This is a genomic window from Myroides sp. LJL119, assembly GCF_054871605.1.
The window spans coordinates 162,860-180,554 of sequence record NZ_JBTXLO010000003.1; the positions used below are offsets into that span (position 1 = coordinate 162,860).

Here is a 17,695-nt window from a genome sequence, read left to right on the forward strand (position 1 = left end):
AAGGCTTCCTTAAAATATTTAATAATAGTATATACAAAATCAGCTTTTTGTTTTCTAACAAAAGGCTCTAATACCTTTAATTTACTAAGGCAAAATCTAATATATAAAATGTCCTTTTTCACGTGGCAAATGTAATAAAATAAACAAACGAAAAAAGAAAATGAATGTTATTTTAGTTCTTATTGCAAATAGGCATCAAACCCCTTTAAAATCAAGTCTTTACTCAATACAATATCATAGACCGGCTCACCTATTTGTTTAAGCAATACACAACGAACATTACCTTGCGAATTTTTCTTGTCAAACTTAAGCCATTGTAAAATATTCTCTATGTCGTTTTGGGAAATATCTACTTGGCCAAAAATCCCCTGAATATTATCTTTAATATCTTTAAATGCTTCTTTAGACAAACCACATAACTCTGTGGATAAATAGGCCTCTATTACCATCCCAATGGCTATGGCCTGTCCATGTAATAAAGTTTCTTTATCCTGTTGACTTAAAAAATAACTCTCTATGGCATGACCTATTGTATGTCCATAGTTTAGAATCTTTCGCAGACCCGATTCTTTAGGATCTTGACTCACTACTTGATTTTTAATATTTACCGAATGTTTGACAAGATTTTCTAAATCTGCCAGATCTACATTTGATATATCTTTTAAAAAATCATAATAAGAACCATCGTAAATTAAACCATGCTTTAACATCTCTGCGTAACCACTTTTAATTTGATCCACAGGCAGAGTTTCCAGATAATGAACATCAACCACCACCATTTTAGGCATACTAAAGGTTCCAATACAATTTTTCACCCCATTGCAATCTACTCCTGTTTTACCCCCAACAGAGGCATCCACCATAGACAACAAGGTAGTAGGTATATTATAACAATCTATACCTCTCATATATATAGAAGAAATAAAGCCTCCTAAATCCGTTATCACTCCACCCCCAACAGTAAGCATCGCACTGTTACGATCAGCTGCTAATTCCAACATAGATTCAATTACTCCTTGAGCGGTTTCCAAAACCTTATTTTCTTCCCCTGGCTCTACCTCTATTATTTCAAAATCTATTTCTATTGGTAGATGAGCTAAGAAATAAGGCATACAATACTCATTTGTATTGGTATCACACAAAATAAAGAGCTTGGTGTATTGCTTTTGGTTTAATACCTCGCCTAAATACGTGTAGCTATCTTTTCCAAATACGATATCATAGCCTTGCGCTTGAATTTTTTCCATTTTTGTTTATTGATTGTACAAAACAAAGTAACTTATAATTATTTTAAAAAACACTTTAAAAGTTAATTAAAAGAACTTTTTTTCACCACTTACTTTGTCATAGACTTAAGTTTTTGGCTTTAAAAAAGCAACAAAATTGTCAAACTTGTAATAAAGTTAAGCTTTATCTTTAATTTACGCCCATAATATTATCATTTAAATTGTCTTTTTAAATCTATTTCGGGCTCTTTTTACCACAAATAGGCCTATTTTAATAACTAGTATATCCCAAATTAGGATTAATGAACATTAAAGATAAAACAATTAAGATATTAAAAAAAGAGTAATTATATTTGTAGCATTGATTTTACTTATAATAATGGAAAAATTATTTAACAACACAGAGGTAGCTTTTGCCTTAAAGAACAACAAAGAATTACGAAGAGCTCACTTCCTTTTTAAAATGATAAGTAAGCCTACTTTGGTTAAAATGGGATCTTCATTGGCTAACTTCGCTATTAAAACACATTTACCAGTAACGGGACTTATCCGTGCTACTGTTTTTGATCATTTTTGTGGTGGGGTAAGTGAAGAGGACTGTTTATCGGTAGTTGACACTATGTGGTCAAAAGGTAGAGTGGCGTCTGTTTTAGATTATTCGGTAGAAGGTAAAGAGACCGAAGAACAATTTGATGCAGCTTTAAATATGACTTTAAAAACAATCAAGTTTGCAAAAGAACGCCCAGAGGCAATTCCATTTGCTGTTTTCAAACCAACTGGCTTTGGACGCTTTGATATGTTTGTTAAAAAAGGAGAAGGTTTAGAGTTTACACCAGATGAGCAACAAGAGTGGGAACGTATCTTATACCGTTTTAACATGGCTTGTAAATATGCCTATGATAACGATGTTCTACTATTGATTGATGCCGAACATAGCTGGATGCAAGATGCAGCTGATGCTATTTGCCTGGACATGATGCGCAAATACAACAAAGAGAAGGCTATTATTTACAATACAGCTCAAATGTATCGTTGGGATCGTTTACAATGGTTAAAGGACTTACATCAGATTGCTACCCAAGAAGGTTTTCACGTTGGAATGAAAGTTGTTCGCGGTGCATACATGGAAATAGAAAGACAAAGAGCTTTAGAAAAAGGTTACAAGTCTCCTATTTGTGTGGACAAGCAAGCAACTGATATTAATTACAACTCAGGTATTCGCTTTATGATCGATCATATTGATGTTATGGCTTTATTTGCAGGTACTCACAATGAGGATAGTTCATATTTAATTATGGACTTAATGCAAGAGCACAATATATCACATCATGATAAAAGATTGTTTTTTGGGCAACTTTACGGAATGAGTGACAATATCAGCTTTAACTTAGCAAAGTTAGATTATAATGTTGCTAAATACCTTCCTTTTGGCCCTGTAAAAGATGTAATACCTTATTTAATTCGTCGTGCTCAAGAAAACACTTCTGTTGAAGGACAAACCACACGTGAATTAGACTTAATTACCACAGAAATGAAAAGAAGAAAACTATAAGTTTTAAAATATTTTTTCTTTAGCAAAATATAAAGTGGTAAAACATTTGAAGTTTTTCAAATGTTTTACCACTTATTTTTTATCCCATAATTTAAAAGTTTAACTATAACTTCCAGTCTATGGGCTCTTTACCTATAGCTTTTAAGTAATCATTGGTTTTCGAGAAAGGCTTACTGCCATAAAACCCACGATAAACCGATAAAGGTGATGGATGAGCAGAGCTAATAACTAAATGTTTAGAAGCATCAATATTTTTGCCTTTTTTTTGAGCATAACTACCCCATAAAATAAACACCACACCATCTAATTTAGTAGATATCTCTTGGATGATTTTGTCGGTAAAAATCTCCCATCCTTTATTTTGATGGGATCCTGGAGATTTTTGTTTCACCGTTAGAGTTGCATTTAAAAGCAACACGCCTTGTTTGGCCCAAGGGCTTAAATCCCCATTTACTAAATTTCTAATTCCTAAATCATTTTCTAACTCCTTGAATATATTGGTTAAACTAGGAGGAGTTTTGACTCCTTTATTAACTGAAAAACTCAATCCATTAGCCTGAAACTCTCCATGATAAGGATCTTGGCCTAAAATAACGACTTTAACTTGTTTAAAAGGGGTCAATTCTAAGGCCTTGAAAATATCCTCTTGTTTTGGATAAGTAGTGAAGTTTTGATATTGATCGCTGACAAAACTCTGCAAGTCACAAAAGTATTGTTTTTGCATTTCTTGTTCTAAAAGATTGCTCCAGCATGGTCGTTGTATAATCTGCATAGTGATTCAATGTCGGTATCCTTAGATTAGGACAATCTTAAAATGAATATTATTGATCTCCAATATGTTTTAAATTTGGACTAAATAATGCTTTAACCTCATATATTTCACGTATCTGCGATGGATCCACTTCGGTATTTCCAATATTGGGATTATCGGATGTAAAAAGCAAATTACACTCTTGGGTTAAGCGCTTAAAGCGAAACATAAAAATTCCTTTACCTTGTAGAATATAAAGATATATATGAAAAGGTTGTACGCTTTGCACTTCTACTTTTTTAAGCAAAACATAAGATGAAACACGTATGGTTGGATACATATTCTCTGAGGCAACTTGAACTGCAAAGTCAACAGGTTCGGTTGTTGGAAACACATAACTGGGTGCATTTCTTAAAACCTCCTCCGGATTTAAAAAATATTCCAAGTGCTGATCCACGGTAATCATCTTAACACGCCCATGCACATGTGCCCCTGTGGAAACCTTGTGATAGTCGCTAAAAAACAACTCATTTAGATCTATTTTATATTTAGCACATAGCTCAATTATGGCTTCATATTGTAAACTATTTCTTTTTTTCCATGATGAAATCGTATTTGGCTTTACGTTTAATAACTTTGAGAGCTCCAAATCTGTCTTAATTCCAACCATTTTTTTAACTCTACGTAAAATTTTCGAAGTATCTAACATGTCGTTATAATTTTTCAAGTTCAACTAGTATCTATTGACACACAAATAGATAAGTATTTATAATTCGCAAAAAACTTATTTATTTCTATTTACTGCCATTTTTCTTCTCTTACATACAAATAATGTAAAAAATCTTATGGATACCATACAAATATATAATTTTTATATACTTAGCAGAACTAAATTAATTCAAATAAGTCATTTTAATAAAATAAACATACTCATTTTTAAAATACCATTAAAATAGCTTACTTAAATAACTAAGTAATTTACAATAAAATCCGTTTATAGATAATAATTTACCACCACTTAGCAAGTTTTAACAATCAATTCTTAGTTGATGTATGAAAGTCTGTAATTCAATGTTTTAATTAAAATTTAGGTAAGAAAAAAAAATTATTTCTATTTTTTGAGTAATTATTAACATATCCATACAACTGAATTTGCTTATATTTGGATAAACAAATACAAAAAAAACAAAATGAAAAGAAACTTAATTTTATTAGCCGCTGTTCTATCTCTTTCTGTAATTAGTTGTAAAACAGCATCCAATGCTACTATGGATAAACAAGAACAAGTACAAAGTAAACATAACCAGCTTCAAGGAGAATGGGTTTTAAGTTCGGTAGATGAATCTTTAAGTCAAGGAAAAAGCTTAAAAGATTTATTCCCAGGAAAAACTCCTTTTGTAATTTTTGATACAGAAAACCAAACTTTAAGTGGAAATGATGGGTGTAATAATATCTTTGGAGGATATACGATTACCGGAACCACTGGAGTTTCAATTGGCAACAACCTTGGCTCAACAATGATGGCTTGTCAAGGAGTTAGTGATTACCTATTTAAACAAGGTTTATCCGAAATGACAAACTTTTCTGTTCAGGATAACATCTTAGTTATTTATGCTAAAGATAAACCTTTAATGAGCTTTACCTTGAAAGATGAAAAACAATCTTCAAAGCAAAACACACAAATCAACTTAGATAAAACTAAATGGGTATTAACTTTTATCCAACCAAAAGACAGAAGTATTCAATCTTTACAGGAGCGTTTTCCAATGGAATTGCCAACCATTAATTTTGAAGAAAATCGTATTAACGGAACAACAGGATGTAACGTATATAATGGTGAGTATAGCGAAGATAACGATCAAATCACCTTTGATAAAGTAGCCATGACAAGAAGATTCTGTAATGACGTACAAGAACATTTATTTACCGAGAACTTAAACTCAGTGGCTAAGTTTAAAGTAGAAAATGATGAATTAGTGTTATCAACCCAAGATGATTTAGTTGTTTTGCGTTTTAAACAAAAATAAATTCAACCCCCAATACATTTAGCTCTTTAAGCTAATAAAACACCCTAAAGAATATAATTATTTTTTTAGGGTGTTTTTTTATTGCCCTTTTTTTCTTACCAGATCAACATCTAGTATTATTAACTATCTCAACGGGAAAGGGAAATAATCCGTTTTTCTTTTTTTTTGCTCTCCCCCTTGAGCCCAATTTGACAATGGTCTATATTTACAAATTAGCAAAAGATAATTTGTAAGTCTTATTAGCTACCTTGTCTAATTTCGGGTAAACTCATCACAGCATATAATCTTATTTTGCCTCATATCCTGGCTATTTTCACTACTTTCAAATTAAATAAATTAGAAAATTCTTAAAATCTATCTTTATTTAGCTCTACTAGCTTTTTTTGTTTTACCTACAAGAAATAAAAGCATCTTAACCTAATTAAATACTTATTTACTAAAAAAGGTTACAAATCATGTGCTTAAAGTGTTTTTAAAAAAAGCGACAAAACCACTACGCTTTTTATATTTATTTGTTGGAAGTCCAAAGTCTCTAATCAGATTCTAATCTAATTCTAAGGTAAAACTAATCTAGTTCCAAGATAGTATTAACACTAAAGCAATAGGTTTGTATTTCAAACTTTTACTAGGTTATGTTAAAAAGAATCACCCTTATAACAACAATGTTTTACACCCTGATTGGTATAGGACAAAACAAAGAGCAAACAATCTCTAGAGTGGAAATAGAAAGTATGTTCTTGGCTCAAAACATGGAGCTATTAGCCTCGGAATTAGAAATAAGTCAGGCTCAGGCACAAGTTATTCAAAGCAAGCTATGGCCTAATCCTAGTTTTGAAATATCTGAGGTAAACTTCTGGAAAACAACAGACGTAGAACAACAACCTATATTAATGGGAAACTGGGGTAAATCTCAGCAGATTTCTCTTCATTTAGAACAAGAAATTAAAACCGCAGGCAAAAGACGTAAAAACATTGAATTACAAAAACTTACTCAAGAACAAAAACAACAAGAATTTGCCACAATATTGGCCCAAAGTAAATTAGATTTACGTCTTTTACTCAATGATTTAGAATTCACCCAAACCCAATTGGTTCTTTATGCAAATCAAATCAGTTATACAAAGAGTTTACTTCTAGGTTATAAAAAACAACTTGAGAAAGGTAATATCAGTCAGGCGGAATATATCCGTTTAAAAGCAGCTCAATTCCAATTTCAAAAGCAATATATTGAACTATCTCAACAAGAGCAAGAGTATTTAAAGGAATTGAAAAACTTTTTAAACATATCAAATACCACCCACTTTAAAATCACCAAATCTATTGATTTACCTAAAGCTGAAATTAATGAACTAATGGTAGAGCATTGGATCGTTGAAGCCACCCAGAATCGTGCCGATGTATGGTTACATCGTAATTTAGAATTACAAAGCAAAAAGCAGCTCGAAATTTATAAAGCTGAACGCACCCCTGATTTAACCATAGGGGTTGACTTTGATCGAGGTGGAAATATCATGAGAAACTTTATTGGTTTTGGAATTGGCTTTGACTTACCAATTTTAGACCGAAATAAAGGAAATATTATGGATGCTAAATTAGAAATACAAAAAAACGAACTTCAAACTCAAGCCTTGCAAAACAATATCGCCAATGATATTCTAGAATCATTTAAAAACTACCAACAAAGCATTGCTTTACTGCAAGATATTGATTTGAATTACGAGAATCAATTAGAAATGTTACTTATTTCCCATCAAGAAAATTTTAAAAATAGAAATCTCAGTTTAATTCAATATTTGGACTTTGTAGAAGCTTATTTGGATAATAAAACACTAATACTAGAGACAAAAAAGCAAATTGTTGATCAATTTGAAAATCTACAACATGCCATTGGCAAAGAATTATAACCTTAAAAGTTTTTAAATTATGTATAAATACTATCTTCCCCTTGTTAGTTTGGTTTTGCTATTAACTAGTTGCGCACAACAAAATCCTGATTCACAAAACACAACTATTTCTTCCTGTTTAGATCAAAAAATAATAGCGGATTTGGGAATTGAGAACACAAAACAAAGTCAAATTCAGCAAACCTTCACTTTAACAGGTCAGGTTTCTTACAATAAAGATAAAACATTAATGTACAACACTTTAATAGAAGGGGTTGTAGAAAAAACTTATTTTGAGCTAGGAGATTTTGTTCAAAAAGGCCAAGTTTTAGCTCTAGTGCAAAGTGTGGATTTAAATGACAGGTATCAAGAATTGCAAAATGCCAAAGCACAACTAGTAGTTGCTCAAAGAGAATTTGATTCTTTTCAACAAATGTATGAAGATGGATTATTGTCTGAAAAAGAGTTTTTACAAAGCAAAAGTGAATTAAAAATAGTCCAAAACACGATTAATTCTTTAACGCAAAATTTATCGAAATACAATGTGGGTAAGACCCCGGGTAGCTATCAAATAAAGGCTCCTATTACGGGTTATATTGTAGAGAAGGATTTAACAACTGGAATGAATATTAGCCCTTCGGAGCAACCTCTTTTTACAATCGCGGACTTATCTGATGTTTGGGTAATGGCAAATGTCTATACCATTAATATGGCTCATATACACCAGGGACAATCGGTTTTAGTTAACACCATGGCTTATCCAGAGGATTACTTTGCGGGAAAGGTCAATAAAATCAGTCGCGTTTTAGATCAAGAACAACGTGTATTAAAGGCGCAAATAACCTTAGATAATACAGACTTTAAATTGCGTCCAGGTATGACAGCTGACATAATTGTACAGGTAGAATCTCAAGGCGAGTTAGCCGTTGCAGTTCCCAACAGGGCCATTATTTTTGATAACAATCAAAACTATGTTGTGGTTTATAAAGATTCATGCAATCAAGAGGTTGTTCGTATTGAACCTGTAGGAAAAAACAAAGACTTTACTTACACCAAAATTGGTTTAAAAGGCAATGAGCGCATTATCACTAATAACGCTCTTTTTATATACCAAGAGATTAATAATCCTTTTTAAAGCTAACTTTCCATGCAGAAATTTGTAAAAAATATCGTTGCTTTCTCTTTAAAGAACTCCTTTTTTGTTCTTTTTGGGGTATTAATATTATTGGTCGCGGGAATATATTCCTATATCAAAATGCCCATTGAGGCTTTTCCTGATGTAACAAATACACGTGCCAGAATCATTACACAATGGCCTGGTAGAAGTGCGGAAGAAATAGAAAAATTCATCACCCTTCCCATTACCAAGCAAATGAATACCATACCTAATAAGACCGAATTAAGATCTATTTCTTTGTTTGGTTTATCGGTTGTTACAGTTATTTTCGATGATCATATTGATGACTTTTATGCCCAACAGTATGCCAATAATCGCATGGGGCGTGTAGAACTCCCAGGTAATGCGGAATTTGAAATAGAGGCACCATCGGGTGCAACAGGAGAAATTTTTCGTTATATAATTGAAAGTGATTTACCTATTAAAGAAACAAGTGCCATACAAGAATGGGTCATTGAACGTGAATTATTAGCCGTTGCAGGAGTTGCAGATGTGGTGAGTTTTGGAGGTGAGCAAAAAATATACGAAATACAAATAAATCCAACAGAGCTTTTAAATTACGATTTAAGCGCCTTAGATGTCTTTGATGCGGTAGAGAAAAGTAATATCAACGTTGGTGGGGATATTATTCAAAGGGCCGATCAAGCATATGTTGTAAGAGGGGTTGGACTTTTAGACAATATAGAAGATATTGAAAACATCTTAATTGATGTAAAAGGTAATACACCTATTTTAGTTAAGCATGTGGCAAAGGTAGAACTAGCAGCTAAACCTAGACTTGGTCAAGTTGGCTTTCAAGACCAAGATGATCTTGTTCAAGGTATAGTAATTATGTTAAGAGGAGAGAATCCTAATCAAGTCATTAAAAACCTTAAGGTAACCATTGAGGATTTAAATCAAAGGATTCTACCCAAGGGTGTTCGCATCAAACCCATTATTGATCGAACCGATTTAGTAAACAATACGGTTAATACAGTAACCAAGAATTTAACAGAAGGGGTAATTTTAGTTTCGATAATCGTATTCATTTTTCTATACAATTGGAGAACTACTTTTATTGTAGCCTCGGTTATTCCTTTATCATTTCTTTTCGCCATTATCATGCTTTCCCTACAAGGCTTACCTGCAAATTTAATATCCATGGGTGCTTTGGATTTTGGATTGTTATTAGAGGGTACTTTAGTGATTGTCGAACACGTCTTTGTTGGATTAGAGAAAAGGGCCAAAGTAGTTGGTATGCGTAGATTCAATAAAATGTCAAAACTTGGGACTATTAGAAAAAGTGCCAGTAGTGTGGCAGGTTATATTTTCTTTGCTCTTTTAATTCTTATAGTAGCATTACTTCCTATTTTTTCCTTTCAAAAAGTTGAAGGTAAGATGTTCTCTCCCCTAGCCTTCACATTAGGTTATGCCTTGTTAGGATCACTGATCTTAAGTTTAACTTATGTGCCGGTGATGTGTAAATTATTACTAACGAAAAACATTCGTGAAAAAGAAAATTTCTTTTCTAGATTTTTCAAGGTCTACGTTTACAAAATGTTTGAATTTTGCTTTCGTAGAAAAAGAGCCACTATCATAACTTTTATTGGTTTGCTTGTTATTTGTGGAGTTAAATTTCATTTCTATGGCTCCGAATTTTTACCTAAATTAAACGAAGGTGCCATTTATATTAGAGCAACTCTACCAAGTAGTGTAAGTTTACAAGAATCTGTTGAGTTAACCCAAAAGATGAAAGCAGATTTAAGAGATTTTCAGCAAGTTGAATTTGTTTTAACCCAAACAGGAAGACCCAATGATGGAACCGATCCAACTGGTTTTTTCAACATTGAGTTTCACACGCAATTAAAACCAACTAAAGATTGGGTCTCTAAAATTTCTAAAGAAGAGTTACTGGAACAAATGCGAGAGAAACTCGAGAAGTATCCAGGGGTAAATTTTGGTTTTAGTCAACCTATTCAAGATAATGTCGAGGAATATGTAGCTGGGGTAAAAAGCGCATTGGTTATTAAGATTTTTGGTGATGATCTCTTTGAGTTAGAAAAGTACGCCAATCAAGTAGCTCAAAGCATACAAGATGTTCCTGGGATAACAGATTTAAATGTTTTTAAAAATATTGGACAACCTGAATTACGAATAGCTTTAGATGAACTAAAGATGGCTAAATATGCTGTTACAACAGCAGATGCTCAGGCTGTAATTGCCATGACCATAGGTGGAGAAACAGCCACTACTTTTTATCAAAATGAAAGAATGTTCGATGTGGTAATTAGGTATGATAAAGACTACAGAGATTCCTCTGAGAAAATTAGTGAGATTCTAATTCCCACTCTTGACAACAAGCTTGTTCCTTTAAAGGAAATAGCTACAATAGATTATCACAGTGGTCCGGCATTTATTTATCGAGAAGGATCAAGTAGATATATCGCTGTTGGTTTTAGTATTCAAGGCAGAGATTTAGCAAGTACAATAGCAGAGGCTAAGCAAAAAGTGGCTGAAAATGTGGTTATTCCAAGAACTCACAAAGTAGAATGGGCAGGTGAGTTTGAAAGTAAAGAAAGGGCTGCTAGGCAGTTAGCTCTTGTGATTCCAATTTCCCTTACCTTAATCCTAATGCTGCTTTACTTTAACTTCGGAAACGTTAAAGATACCTGTATTGCAGCCTGTACAATGGCCTTTGCTTTTATAGGTGGTTTTATTTCACTTTGGATAACCAATACAACATTTGGTATATCTGCTGGTATTGGTTTTATTATTTTATTTGGAGTAGCAACAATTGACGGTATTGTTTTAATTGGCGAGATCCAAGAGAATCGTCGAAATAAAATCCCCCTACAACAAGCAATTCAAAGTGGGGTATCAAGTAGAATTCGTCCAGTTATAATGATTGCTTTAATGGGATCAATGGGTCTTTTACCAGCCGCGTTATCAAACGGTATGGGCTCTGAGATTCAAAAACCGCTTGCCATTATGATAGTAGGTGGTTTGATAATTTGCATGATACTCTCCTTTACAGTACTGCCGATTTTGTTTTATTATGCATATAAAAAGCAAGCAGTCAAATAATAAATAAAGTTTTTCATTAAATATAGTTAGGTTTGGTTTGTTTGGCTAGAAGCAGCTCTTTTACGCTGCTTCTAGCCTTTTTTATTACCAGGCTATCTTTGAAAAAATCCTTTTAAAAAAAGTATAAAACCTTTTATTACACTATTGGTATACTCTAGATCAGAGTCAAAGGATGCTTTGCGCTTTCCTTTTAAATCATACGACTGGGTAGCTGTATTTATAGTTGCCACAAAATTATCCTGATCTATAAATTCACCACAGAATAAAAAAGGTTGCGAACTATGAAATGATGCCATTTTAAATCCTTTTGAAGTTAAAACTCCCTGGAATCCCTGCACGGCCGAAGATGGTGTATAAGCTCTTGCCAGGGCTATATGATCAGAGCTATACATATCTATTTGTTTTATTTGACGTATATCATAATCCAAAGAAAACTTGTCTGGTAGTTTTTCAAATTCCAATTCCCATGTTCCTTGTATATTAATCTTTGTGAGATTAGAACATCCCACAAGGTCTTGTTTGTTACTTTTATAAATTACAAAGGGTGTTTTTGTTTTGTTTTTTCCAATACCGTTTTGTAATTCTCCGGCAATAAGAGAATCATGTAAAAAAACACCTTTTAAAAAACCATGCATTCCCGATTTCATTATAAAAGAGTCTTTCTTTTTAGTGATATACTCCCTTGTTAGTTGATCACCACTAACTATATATCCTTCGATAATCTGACTATCTGGATTATCCTGACGAATTCCCAATTGCAAAGGAATTTTTATCGAGTCTTTTGTTAGAAAATACCCTTGATATAGTTGTCCTCCGTGAATAACGGGATCTAAAAGTTCTATTTTACTGGCTTTAGTACAACCCAAGAGAATAAAGCTTAAAACACCACAGTAAACTAATTTACTTATCCTTTTAAAACATCGCATATTAAAAAACATTAAATCAAACAACTATACCCTAAGATATAAAAAAGGTTTTACCCGTGGGTAAAACCTTTTTATAAATGCGTGTTGTTATAGTGATAGTGTGTATCCTAATTAATAAATAATAATTCTCTGTATTTGGCCAAAGTCCATATTTCATTATCCACTAATAATTCTAATTTATCACTGTGATAACGAATTACATCAAAAAATGGTTTGACTTGATGACAGTAACTATGAGCCTGTTGGTAAGGATCTTGTATCAAATTAGTCTGTTTTCTTTGATTAATCATCTCTGTAACTTGATTATTAATCTGAGAAATATGATATGAAATTTTCTTGATAATTTGCAATTGTTCATGGGCTACATCATCAAAATCTTTAGCCGCAAAAATCTCTTTTAATCCCTTTACATTTTCAATTACTAAGTTTTGATATTTAATTGCTGTTGGAATAACATGATTTCTAGCCATATCGCCAAGAACGCGAGATTCGATTTGAATTTTTTTCACATACTCTTCCAATTCAATTTCATAGCGAGCTTTCATTTCAACTTTACTCATTACTCCCATTTGCTGAAAAATATCTAATGATTTCTCAGAAATACGAATCTGAAGAGCCTCAGGCGTGGTCTTGTTATTACTTAAACCACGTTTAATAGCTTCATTTTCCCAATCCTGACTATACCCATCTCCTTCAAATAAAATTCGCTCACTATCTTTTATATATTCTCTTAAAACATTAAAAATAGCTTCATCTTTTTTAAGGCCCTCTTTTTCTACTAAAGAATCAACCTGTTTTTTAAACTCCTGTAACTGTCTGGCTACAATTGTATTTAAAACTGTCATTGGACCCGCACAGTTTTGCGTAGATCCTACGGCGCGAAATTCGAATTTATTTCCGGTAAAAGCAAATGGAGATGTACGGTTTCTATCGGTATTGTCTAATAATAAATCAGGTATTTTTCCTACCACATTTAGTTTTAGGTCTGTTTTCTCCTCTGGTGATAATTTACCATCGGTAACTTCTTTTAATTCTTGTAATACTTTAGTTAACTGTTGACCAATAAACACACTCATAATAGCTGGAGGAGCTTCATTTGCACCCAAACGATGATCATTGCTGGCCGATGCAATGTATGAACGTAGTAATTCCTCATTATCATTTACCGCCTTGATAGTATTTATAAAAAAAGTCAAAAACTGTAAGTTACTCTTTGGTGTTTTACTTGGGCTCAGTAAATTAACTCCTGTATCAGTGGCTAAAGACCAGTTATTATGCTTACCTGAACCATTAATTCCCTTAAATGGCTTTTCATGAAATAAAACTTTGAAATGGTGCTTTTCTGCAACTTTTTTCATCACATCCATCAATAGTGAATTGTGATCTACCGCTAGATTAGCCTCTTCAAATATAGGAGCTAATTCAAATTGATTAGGTGCAACTTCATTATGTCTGGTTTTTACCGGAATTCCCAGTAAAATACAATGATTCTCTAAATCTTGCATATATTTCAATACACGAGTTGGAATAGAACCAAAGTAATGATCGTCTAATTGTTGTCCCTTAGCCGCGGTATGCCCCAAAAGAGTTCTTCCGGTAATTAGTAAATCAGGTCGTGATCCAGCAAGAGCGGAATCTACCAAAAAATACTCTTGCTCCCATCCAAGAGTTGTGGTTACTTTCTTTACGTTTTTATCAAAATATCTAGCAACCTCTGTAGCCGCCTCATCCATTGCGGTGATGGCTTTAATTAAAGGAGTTTTATTATCTAAAGCTTCCCCTGTATAAGAAATAAACACCGTTGGAATACATAAAGTGGATCCAAATATAAATGCTGGAGAGGTTGGATCCCAAGCAGTATACCCTCTTGCCTCAAAGGTATTTCGGATTCCACCGTTTGGAAAACTCGAAGCATCCGGCTCTTGTTGCACTAATTGACTTCCATTGAATTTCTCCACAGGATCTCCATCGAATTGTGTTTCAAAAAACGCATCGTGCTTCTCTGCAGTTGTACCAGTTAGGGGCTGAAACCAGTGGGTGTAATGAGTCACTCCTTTAGACATAGCCCACTCTTTCATACCCAGGGCAATGTAATCTGCTAAACGTCTATCTATCTTAATTCCCAATTGCACGTTTTTAACAGCTTGGTAAGTCTCGGGTGTAAGAAACTGTCGCATTGCTTTATCATTAAAAACATGATCTCCAAAAATTAATGATTTTCTACCCAGTTCCTCTACGTTCACAACTTCTCTAGAAGCTGCTTTTTCAATTGCTCGAAAACGAAATGTTGACATAATTTTAGTTTTTTTGGAAGGTACCCCCTCTTTTTGATGATGCAAATATACAAAAAATCAAAAAAAACATAACACACCCCCTGTTTTTTTATACAAAAAAAATAATTATTTATTTTTACTGACATACAATACTGTAAAAAAGAGCTGAAAAACAAAAAAGGCGAGTATAAACAACTCGCCTTTTCTGGTAATAATCCTTGTAATTATATTACTGATTGTTATAGTCAATATATCTCTCCTCTACTTTGTCTAAATTATATAACTTACTCAAAGCCTCATAAGAAATTGGCTCAGCTTGTGCATTAGCATCTTTGTTTAATAAAGAAGCTGCCTTAACATTTTTTGGATCCTCTCCTGGAATATAAACGACTTTAAATCTTAAATTCTCTAGAAAACCAGGATGATTAGCGGTCTTTCCAAAATATCTTAAAAAATCCGCACTATGAGCTACTAAACTAACATCATACGCACCATAATCGTATTCATAAGTAATAGAAGCCTCACGAGTTTGGTTACCTTGAACTAAATCTATGTAATAAGTTTTAGGCAATGGCACCCATATTGGTGTAGTTTGTCCATTGTTTGTTTGCGTGCCATCTTCAAAAAACACAAATACAGCATCTCCCAGGTATAAATCCTGTTGATGGTTAAATATTACCCTTTGTGATACTTTATCATCTGGGTTTTTTGTAGTGAACTTAACATTTGAATAAACATAAGAGGTTGGCATAGGTCCTCCTTCAACAATATAGTATTCGTCTTTTTTGTCACATGAGCCAAATATTGCTGCCGCAGCAACAAATAGTGTAATTCCAAGTAATTTTCTCATAGTAATCTATTTTTTTTATTTTTGGAAAAGTACTATTTTATTCTATATAAAAACCAATTTTAAGACTTTATTAGCTTTTTTATAATTATTCTAATTCTCTTTTTATTTCTTCCTGGATGTCTTGGTAACGTTTTACAAGGTCATCGCTTATTAATTGACCTTTTCTTTTTAATTTACGCAATTCAAATCCAAAGTAAATACTCATAGCTCCTAGAAAAACAAATGTAAAACTAGTCCAGTAAACCACTGTAAATGCGCCGAAGGTTAAGTTTGAGATCATAAAGAAAGAAAAAACTACTCCAACTATAGCAAAAAACATTAAACTACCCCATCCTTTAACATGCATACTTTGCATATCAAAAGCGATAGCTACTCCTCGAATGGAACGAAACATCAATACAATTCCCACAAATAAAGGCAATACTTCCATGGATAAAGCTGGCGAACTAACCAAGAATGCTCCCAGTACAAAATCTACAATTCCACAGGCCAGCATCCAGCCCCAACCTTTGATTTGATTCTTGTTGGAGAATGCGAAAATAATTTCCATAAACCCAGAACAAAGAAAAATAACACTAAACAAAATGGCTAATGACATATAAGATGCCAAAGGAGTCATAAAAATATAGATTCCTGCTACAATAAAAAACACCCCTACCAATACAGGGAGATACCAATGATTAACATTTCTTCTAATGTTGTCGATAACTGAACTTGTCATAATTTAAAATTTTTTGTAATTCAAACTAATTTACAAAATATTAACTTAAAAAAATCATTTAAATATATATTTTTACAAAAAAATCAACGTTATGCTTTTTTAAAATTTTAAATATTTATTTTTTAATGAAACAACTTCTAATAGTCCTAATACTTTGCTGTGCAAGTATTGCTAGTTACGGTCAAAATTCGAAGGCAATAGTGGACAAAAAGCAAATTAAAATTAGCCTACAACTAGCTTTGGATATTTACAACAATACCCCTAGTGATTCCATTTATGCTCTTACTGATTTCAAACAAATTTATAAAAGCCCAGAAGTAGGCTTTAAAAATTTATGGGCACTGTATTACAATGACTCCCTTGAGGTTTATCAATTTGTAATAAGAGGTACTGTCAATGAGTCATTGAGTTGGTTGGCAAATTATTACAGTCCTATGATAGCGGCAAAAGGAAGCCTTGAACTAGCAAAAGATAACCTAGTTGATTATGAGTTCTCTAGTGATCCTAGAGCCAAGGTACACGCTGGTTGGAGTATGGCAAGTATGTTTCTTTTACCCGATATTGAGCATAAATTAGACAGTATATATAATAAAGGTGCAAAGCAAGTTATCATAAGTGGTCACAGTCAAGGAGCAGCTATAGCTACTTTAATTACGGCGGCTTTAAACCAAAAACAACTAAATAAACAGCTTCCAACAGATTTACAAATAAAAACCTATGCCTTGGCAGCTCCAAAAGTGGGTGACACTTATTTTAGTTATGATTACCTAGCAAAAATGAACTTCCGAAGCTTTAGTATTATTAATGCGCAAGATTGGGTAGCCCAGGTTCCTTTAACTTCTCAACAATTAACAGATATTAATCCTATCAGCCCCTTTAATGTCGAGAATATAAAACATTCGCTACAGAAAATACCATGGCCTAAAAGATGGATTGCTAGAAGTATTGTCAATCAAATAAAAAAACCCTCGAAAAAGGCAGTAAAAAAATATCAAAAATACTTAGGCAATATGGTATTTGGGTTTATTAAAAAAGATCTACCTGATCTTAAGGAGCCAACCTATGAATTAGACAGCAACTACCAAACCACAGGAATTCCAATAATTTTAAATGGTTTTGACATAAAATCTTATCAGGATCAGTTTAATAATGCAAATCAAATAATGTCTCATCACAACCCCGATGCGTATTTATTTTTACTAGACTATATAGATATACCATAAAAAAAACCAATAGCTAAGCTATT

The 17,695-nt window shown here is 32.9% G+C and carries 13 protein-coding genes; 6 read left to right on the plus strand and 7 right to left on the minus strand.

Annotation, left to right across the window (positions count from 1 at the left end):
* Positions 1-179 precede the first annotated feature (179 nt).
* Complete coding sequence (gene aroB / locus ACYSNV_RS05715) at positions 180-1,247, minus strand: 3-dehydroquinate synthase (RefSeq protein ID WP_461761600.1); 1,068 nt, start codon at positions 1,245-1,247, stop codon at positions 180-182.
* 358 nt (positions 1,248-1,605) lie between these two features.
* On the opposite strand from aroB, the gene ACYSNV_RS05720 reads away from it, so the two are divergent.
* Entirely contained in the window at positions 1,606-2,778 is a 1,173-nt protein-coding gene (locus ACYSNV_RS05720) for a proline dehydrogenase family protein (RefSeq protein WP_461761601.1), read from the plus strand.
* 103 nt (positions 2,779-2,881) lie between these two features.
* Here the strand turns inward: ACYSNV_RS05720 and ACYSNV_RS05725 are convergent, their stop codons facing one another.
* Positions 2,882-3,550, minus strand: coding sequence for a uracil-DNA glycosylase (locus ACYSNV_RS05725; RefSeq protein ID WP_461761602.1), 669 nt, complete (start codon positions 3,548-3,550; stop codon positions 2,882-2,884).
* A gap of 49 nt (positions 3,551-3,599) precedes the next feature.
* Complete coding sequence (locus ACYSNV_RS05730; RefSeq protein WP_461761603.1) at positions 3,600-4,238, minus strand: helix-turn-helix domain-containing protein; 639 nt, start codon at positions 4,236-4,238, stop codon at positions 3,600-3,602.
* 481 nt (positions 4,239-4,719) lie between these two features.
* Between ACYSNV_RS05730 and ACYSNV_RS05735 the strand changes: the two genes are divergently transcribed.
* From ACYSNV_RS05735 to ACYSNV_RS05750, 4 genes are all read left to right on the plus strand, one after another.
* Positions 4,720-5,556, plus strand: a complete 837-nt coding sequence (locus tag ACYSNV_RS05735) for an META domain-containing protein (protein WP_461761604.1) — start codon at positions 4,720-4,722, stop codon at positions 5,554-5,556.
* Positions 5,557-6,188: 632 nt separating this feature from the next.
* Positions 6,189-7,460: a TolC family protein gene (locus ACYSNV_RS05740; protein ID WP_461761605.1), complete on the plus strand. Its 1,272-nt coding sequence runs from the start codon at positions 6,189-6,191 to the stop codon at positions 7,458-7,460.
* Between the two features lie 19 nt (positions 7,461-7,479).
* Positions 7,480-8,574 carry an efflux RND transporter periplasmic adaptor subunit gene (locus ACYSNV_RS05745; RefSeq protein ID WP_461761606.1) on the plus strand — a complete coding sequence of 365 codons (1,095 nt, stop codon included), beginning with the start codon at positions 7,480-7,482 and terminating at the stop codon, positions 8,572-8,574.
* A gap of 12 nt (positions 8,575-8,586) precedes the next feature.
* Positions 8,587-11,679 carry an efflux RND transporter permease subunit gene (locus tag ACYSNV_RS05750; protein WP_461761607.1) on the plus strand — a complete coding sequence of 1,031 codons (3,093 nt, stop codon included), beginning with the start codon at positions 8,587-8,589 and terminating at the stop codon, positions 11,677-11,679.
* 92 nt (positions 11,680-11,771) lie between these two features.
* Here ACYSNV_RS05750 and ACYSNV_RS05755 read toward each other — a convergent pair whose 3' ends face one another.
* From ACYSNV_RS05755 to ACYSNV_RS05770, 4 genes are all read right to left on the minus strand, one after another.
* On the minus strand, positions 11,772-12,545 hold the full coding sequence (locus ACYSNV_RS05755) for a hypothetical protein (RefSeq protein ID WP_461761608.1): 774 nt from the start codon (positions 12,543-12,545) through the stop codon (positions 11,772-11,774).
* A 167-nt stretch (positions 12,546-12,712) separates the two neighbouring features.
* Entirely contained in the window at positions 12,713-14,899 is a 2,187-nt protein-coding gene (locus ACYSNV_RS05760; RefSeq protein ID WP_461761609.1) for a glutamine synthetase III family protein, read from the minus strand.
* Positions 14,900-15,107: 208 nt separating this feature from the next.
* Positions 15,108-15,728 (minus strand): hypothetical protein, encoded by a 621-nt coding sequence (locus tag ACYSNV_RS05765; RefSeq protein ID WP_461761610.1) that lies wholly within the window; start codon positions 15,726-15,728, stop codon positions 15,108-15,110.
* Between the two features lie 85 nt (positions 15,729-15,813).
* Positions 15,814-16,449 carry an HdeD family acid-resistance protein gene (locus ACYSNV_RS05770; protein WP_461761611.1) on the minus strand — a complete coding sequence of 212 codons (636 nt, stop codon included), beginning with the start codon at positions 16,447-16,449 and terminating at the stop codon, positions 15,814-15,816.
* Between the two features lie 125 nt (positions 16,450-16,574).
* Between ACYSNV_RS05770 and ACYSNV_RS05775 the strand changes: the two genes are divergently transcribed.
* Positions 16,575-17,672, plus strand: a complete 1,098-nt coding sequence (locus tag ACYSNV_RS05775) for a lipase family protein (protein ID WP_461761612.1) — start codon at positions 16,575-16,577, stop codon at positions 17,670-17,672.
* The last annotated feature ends 23 nt before the right edge of the window (positions 17,673-17,695 follow it).

Bases quoted from the DNA above. Each gene is read 5' to 3' on its own strand.
- ACYSNV_RS05750 (WP_461761607.1), top strand. From the start codon at position 8,587: ATGCAGAAATTTGTAAAAAATATCGTTGCTTTCTCTTTAAAGAACTCC.
- ACYSNV_RS05770 (WP_461761611.1), bottom strand. From the start codon at position 16,449: ATGACAAGTTCAGTTATCGACAACATTAGAAGAAATGTTAATCATTGG.
- ACYSNV_RS05730 (WP_461761603.1), bottom strand. From the start codon at position 4,238: ATGTTAGATACTTCGAAAATTTTACGTAGAGTTAAAAAAATGGTTGGA.
- ACYSNV_RS05740 (WP_461761605.1), top strand. From the start codon at position 6,189: ATGTTAAAAAGAATCACCCTTATAACAACAATGTTTTACACCCTGATT.
- ACYSNV_RS05765 (WP_461761610.1), bottom strand. From the start codon at position 15,728: ATGAGAAAATTACTTGGAATTACACTATTTGTTGCTGCGGCAGCAATA.
- ACYSNV_RS05725 (WP_461761602.1), bottom strand. From the start codon at position 3,550: ATGCAGATTATACAACGACCATGCTGGAGCAATCTTTTAGAACAAGAA.
- ACYSNV_RS05720 (WP_461761601.1), top strand. From the start codon at position 1,606: ATGGAAAAATTATTTAACAACACAGAGGTAGCTTTTGCCTTAAAGAAC.
- ACYSNV_RS05735 (WP_461761604.1), top strand. From the start codon at position 4,720: ATGAAAAGAAACTTAATTTTATTAGCCGCTGTTCTATCTCTTTCTGTA.
- ACYSNV_RS05760 (WP_461761609.1), bottom strand. From the start codon at position 14,899: ATGTCAACATTTCGTTTTCGAGCAATTGAAAAAGCAGCTTCTAGAGAA.
- aroB (WP_461761600.1), bottom strand. From the start codon at position 1,247: ATGGAAAAAATTCAAGCGCAAGGCTATGATATCGTATTTGGAAAAGAT.
- ACYSNV_RS05745 (WP_461761606.1), top strand. From the start codon at position 7,480: ATGTATAAATACTATCTTCCCCTTGTTAGTTTGGTTTTGCTATTAACT.
- ACYSNV_RS05775 (WP_461761612.1), top strand. From the start codon at position 16,575: ATGAAACAACTTCTAATAGTCCTAATACTTTGCTGTGCAAGTATTGCT.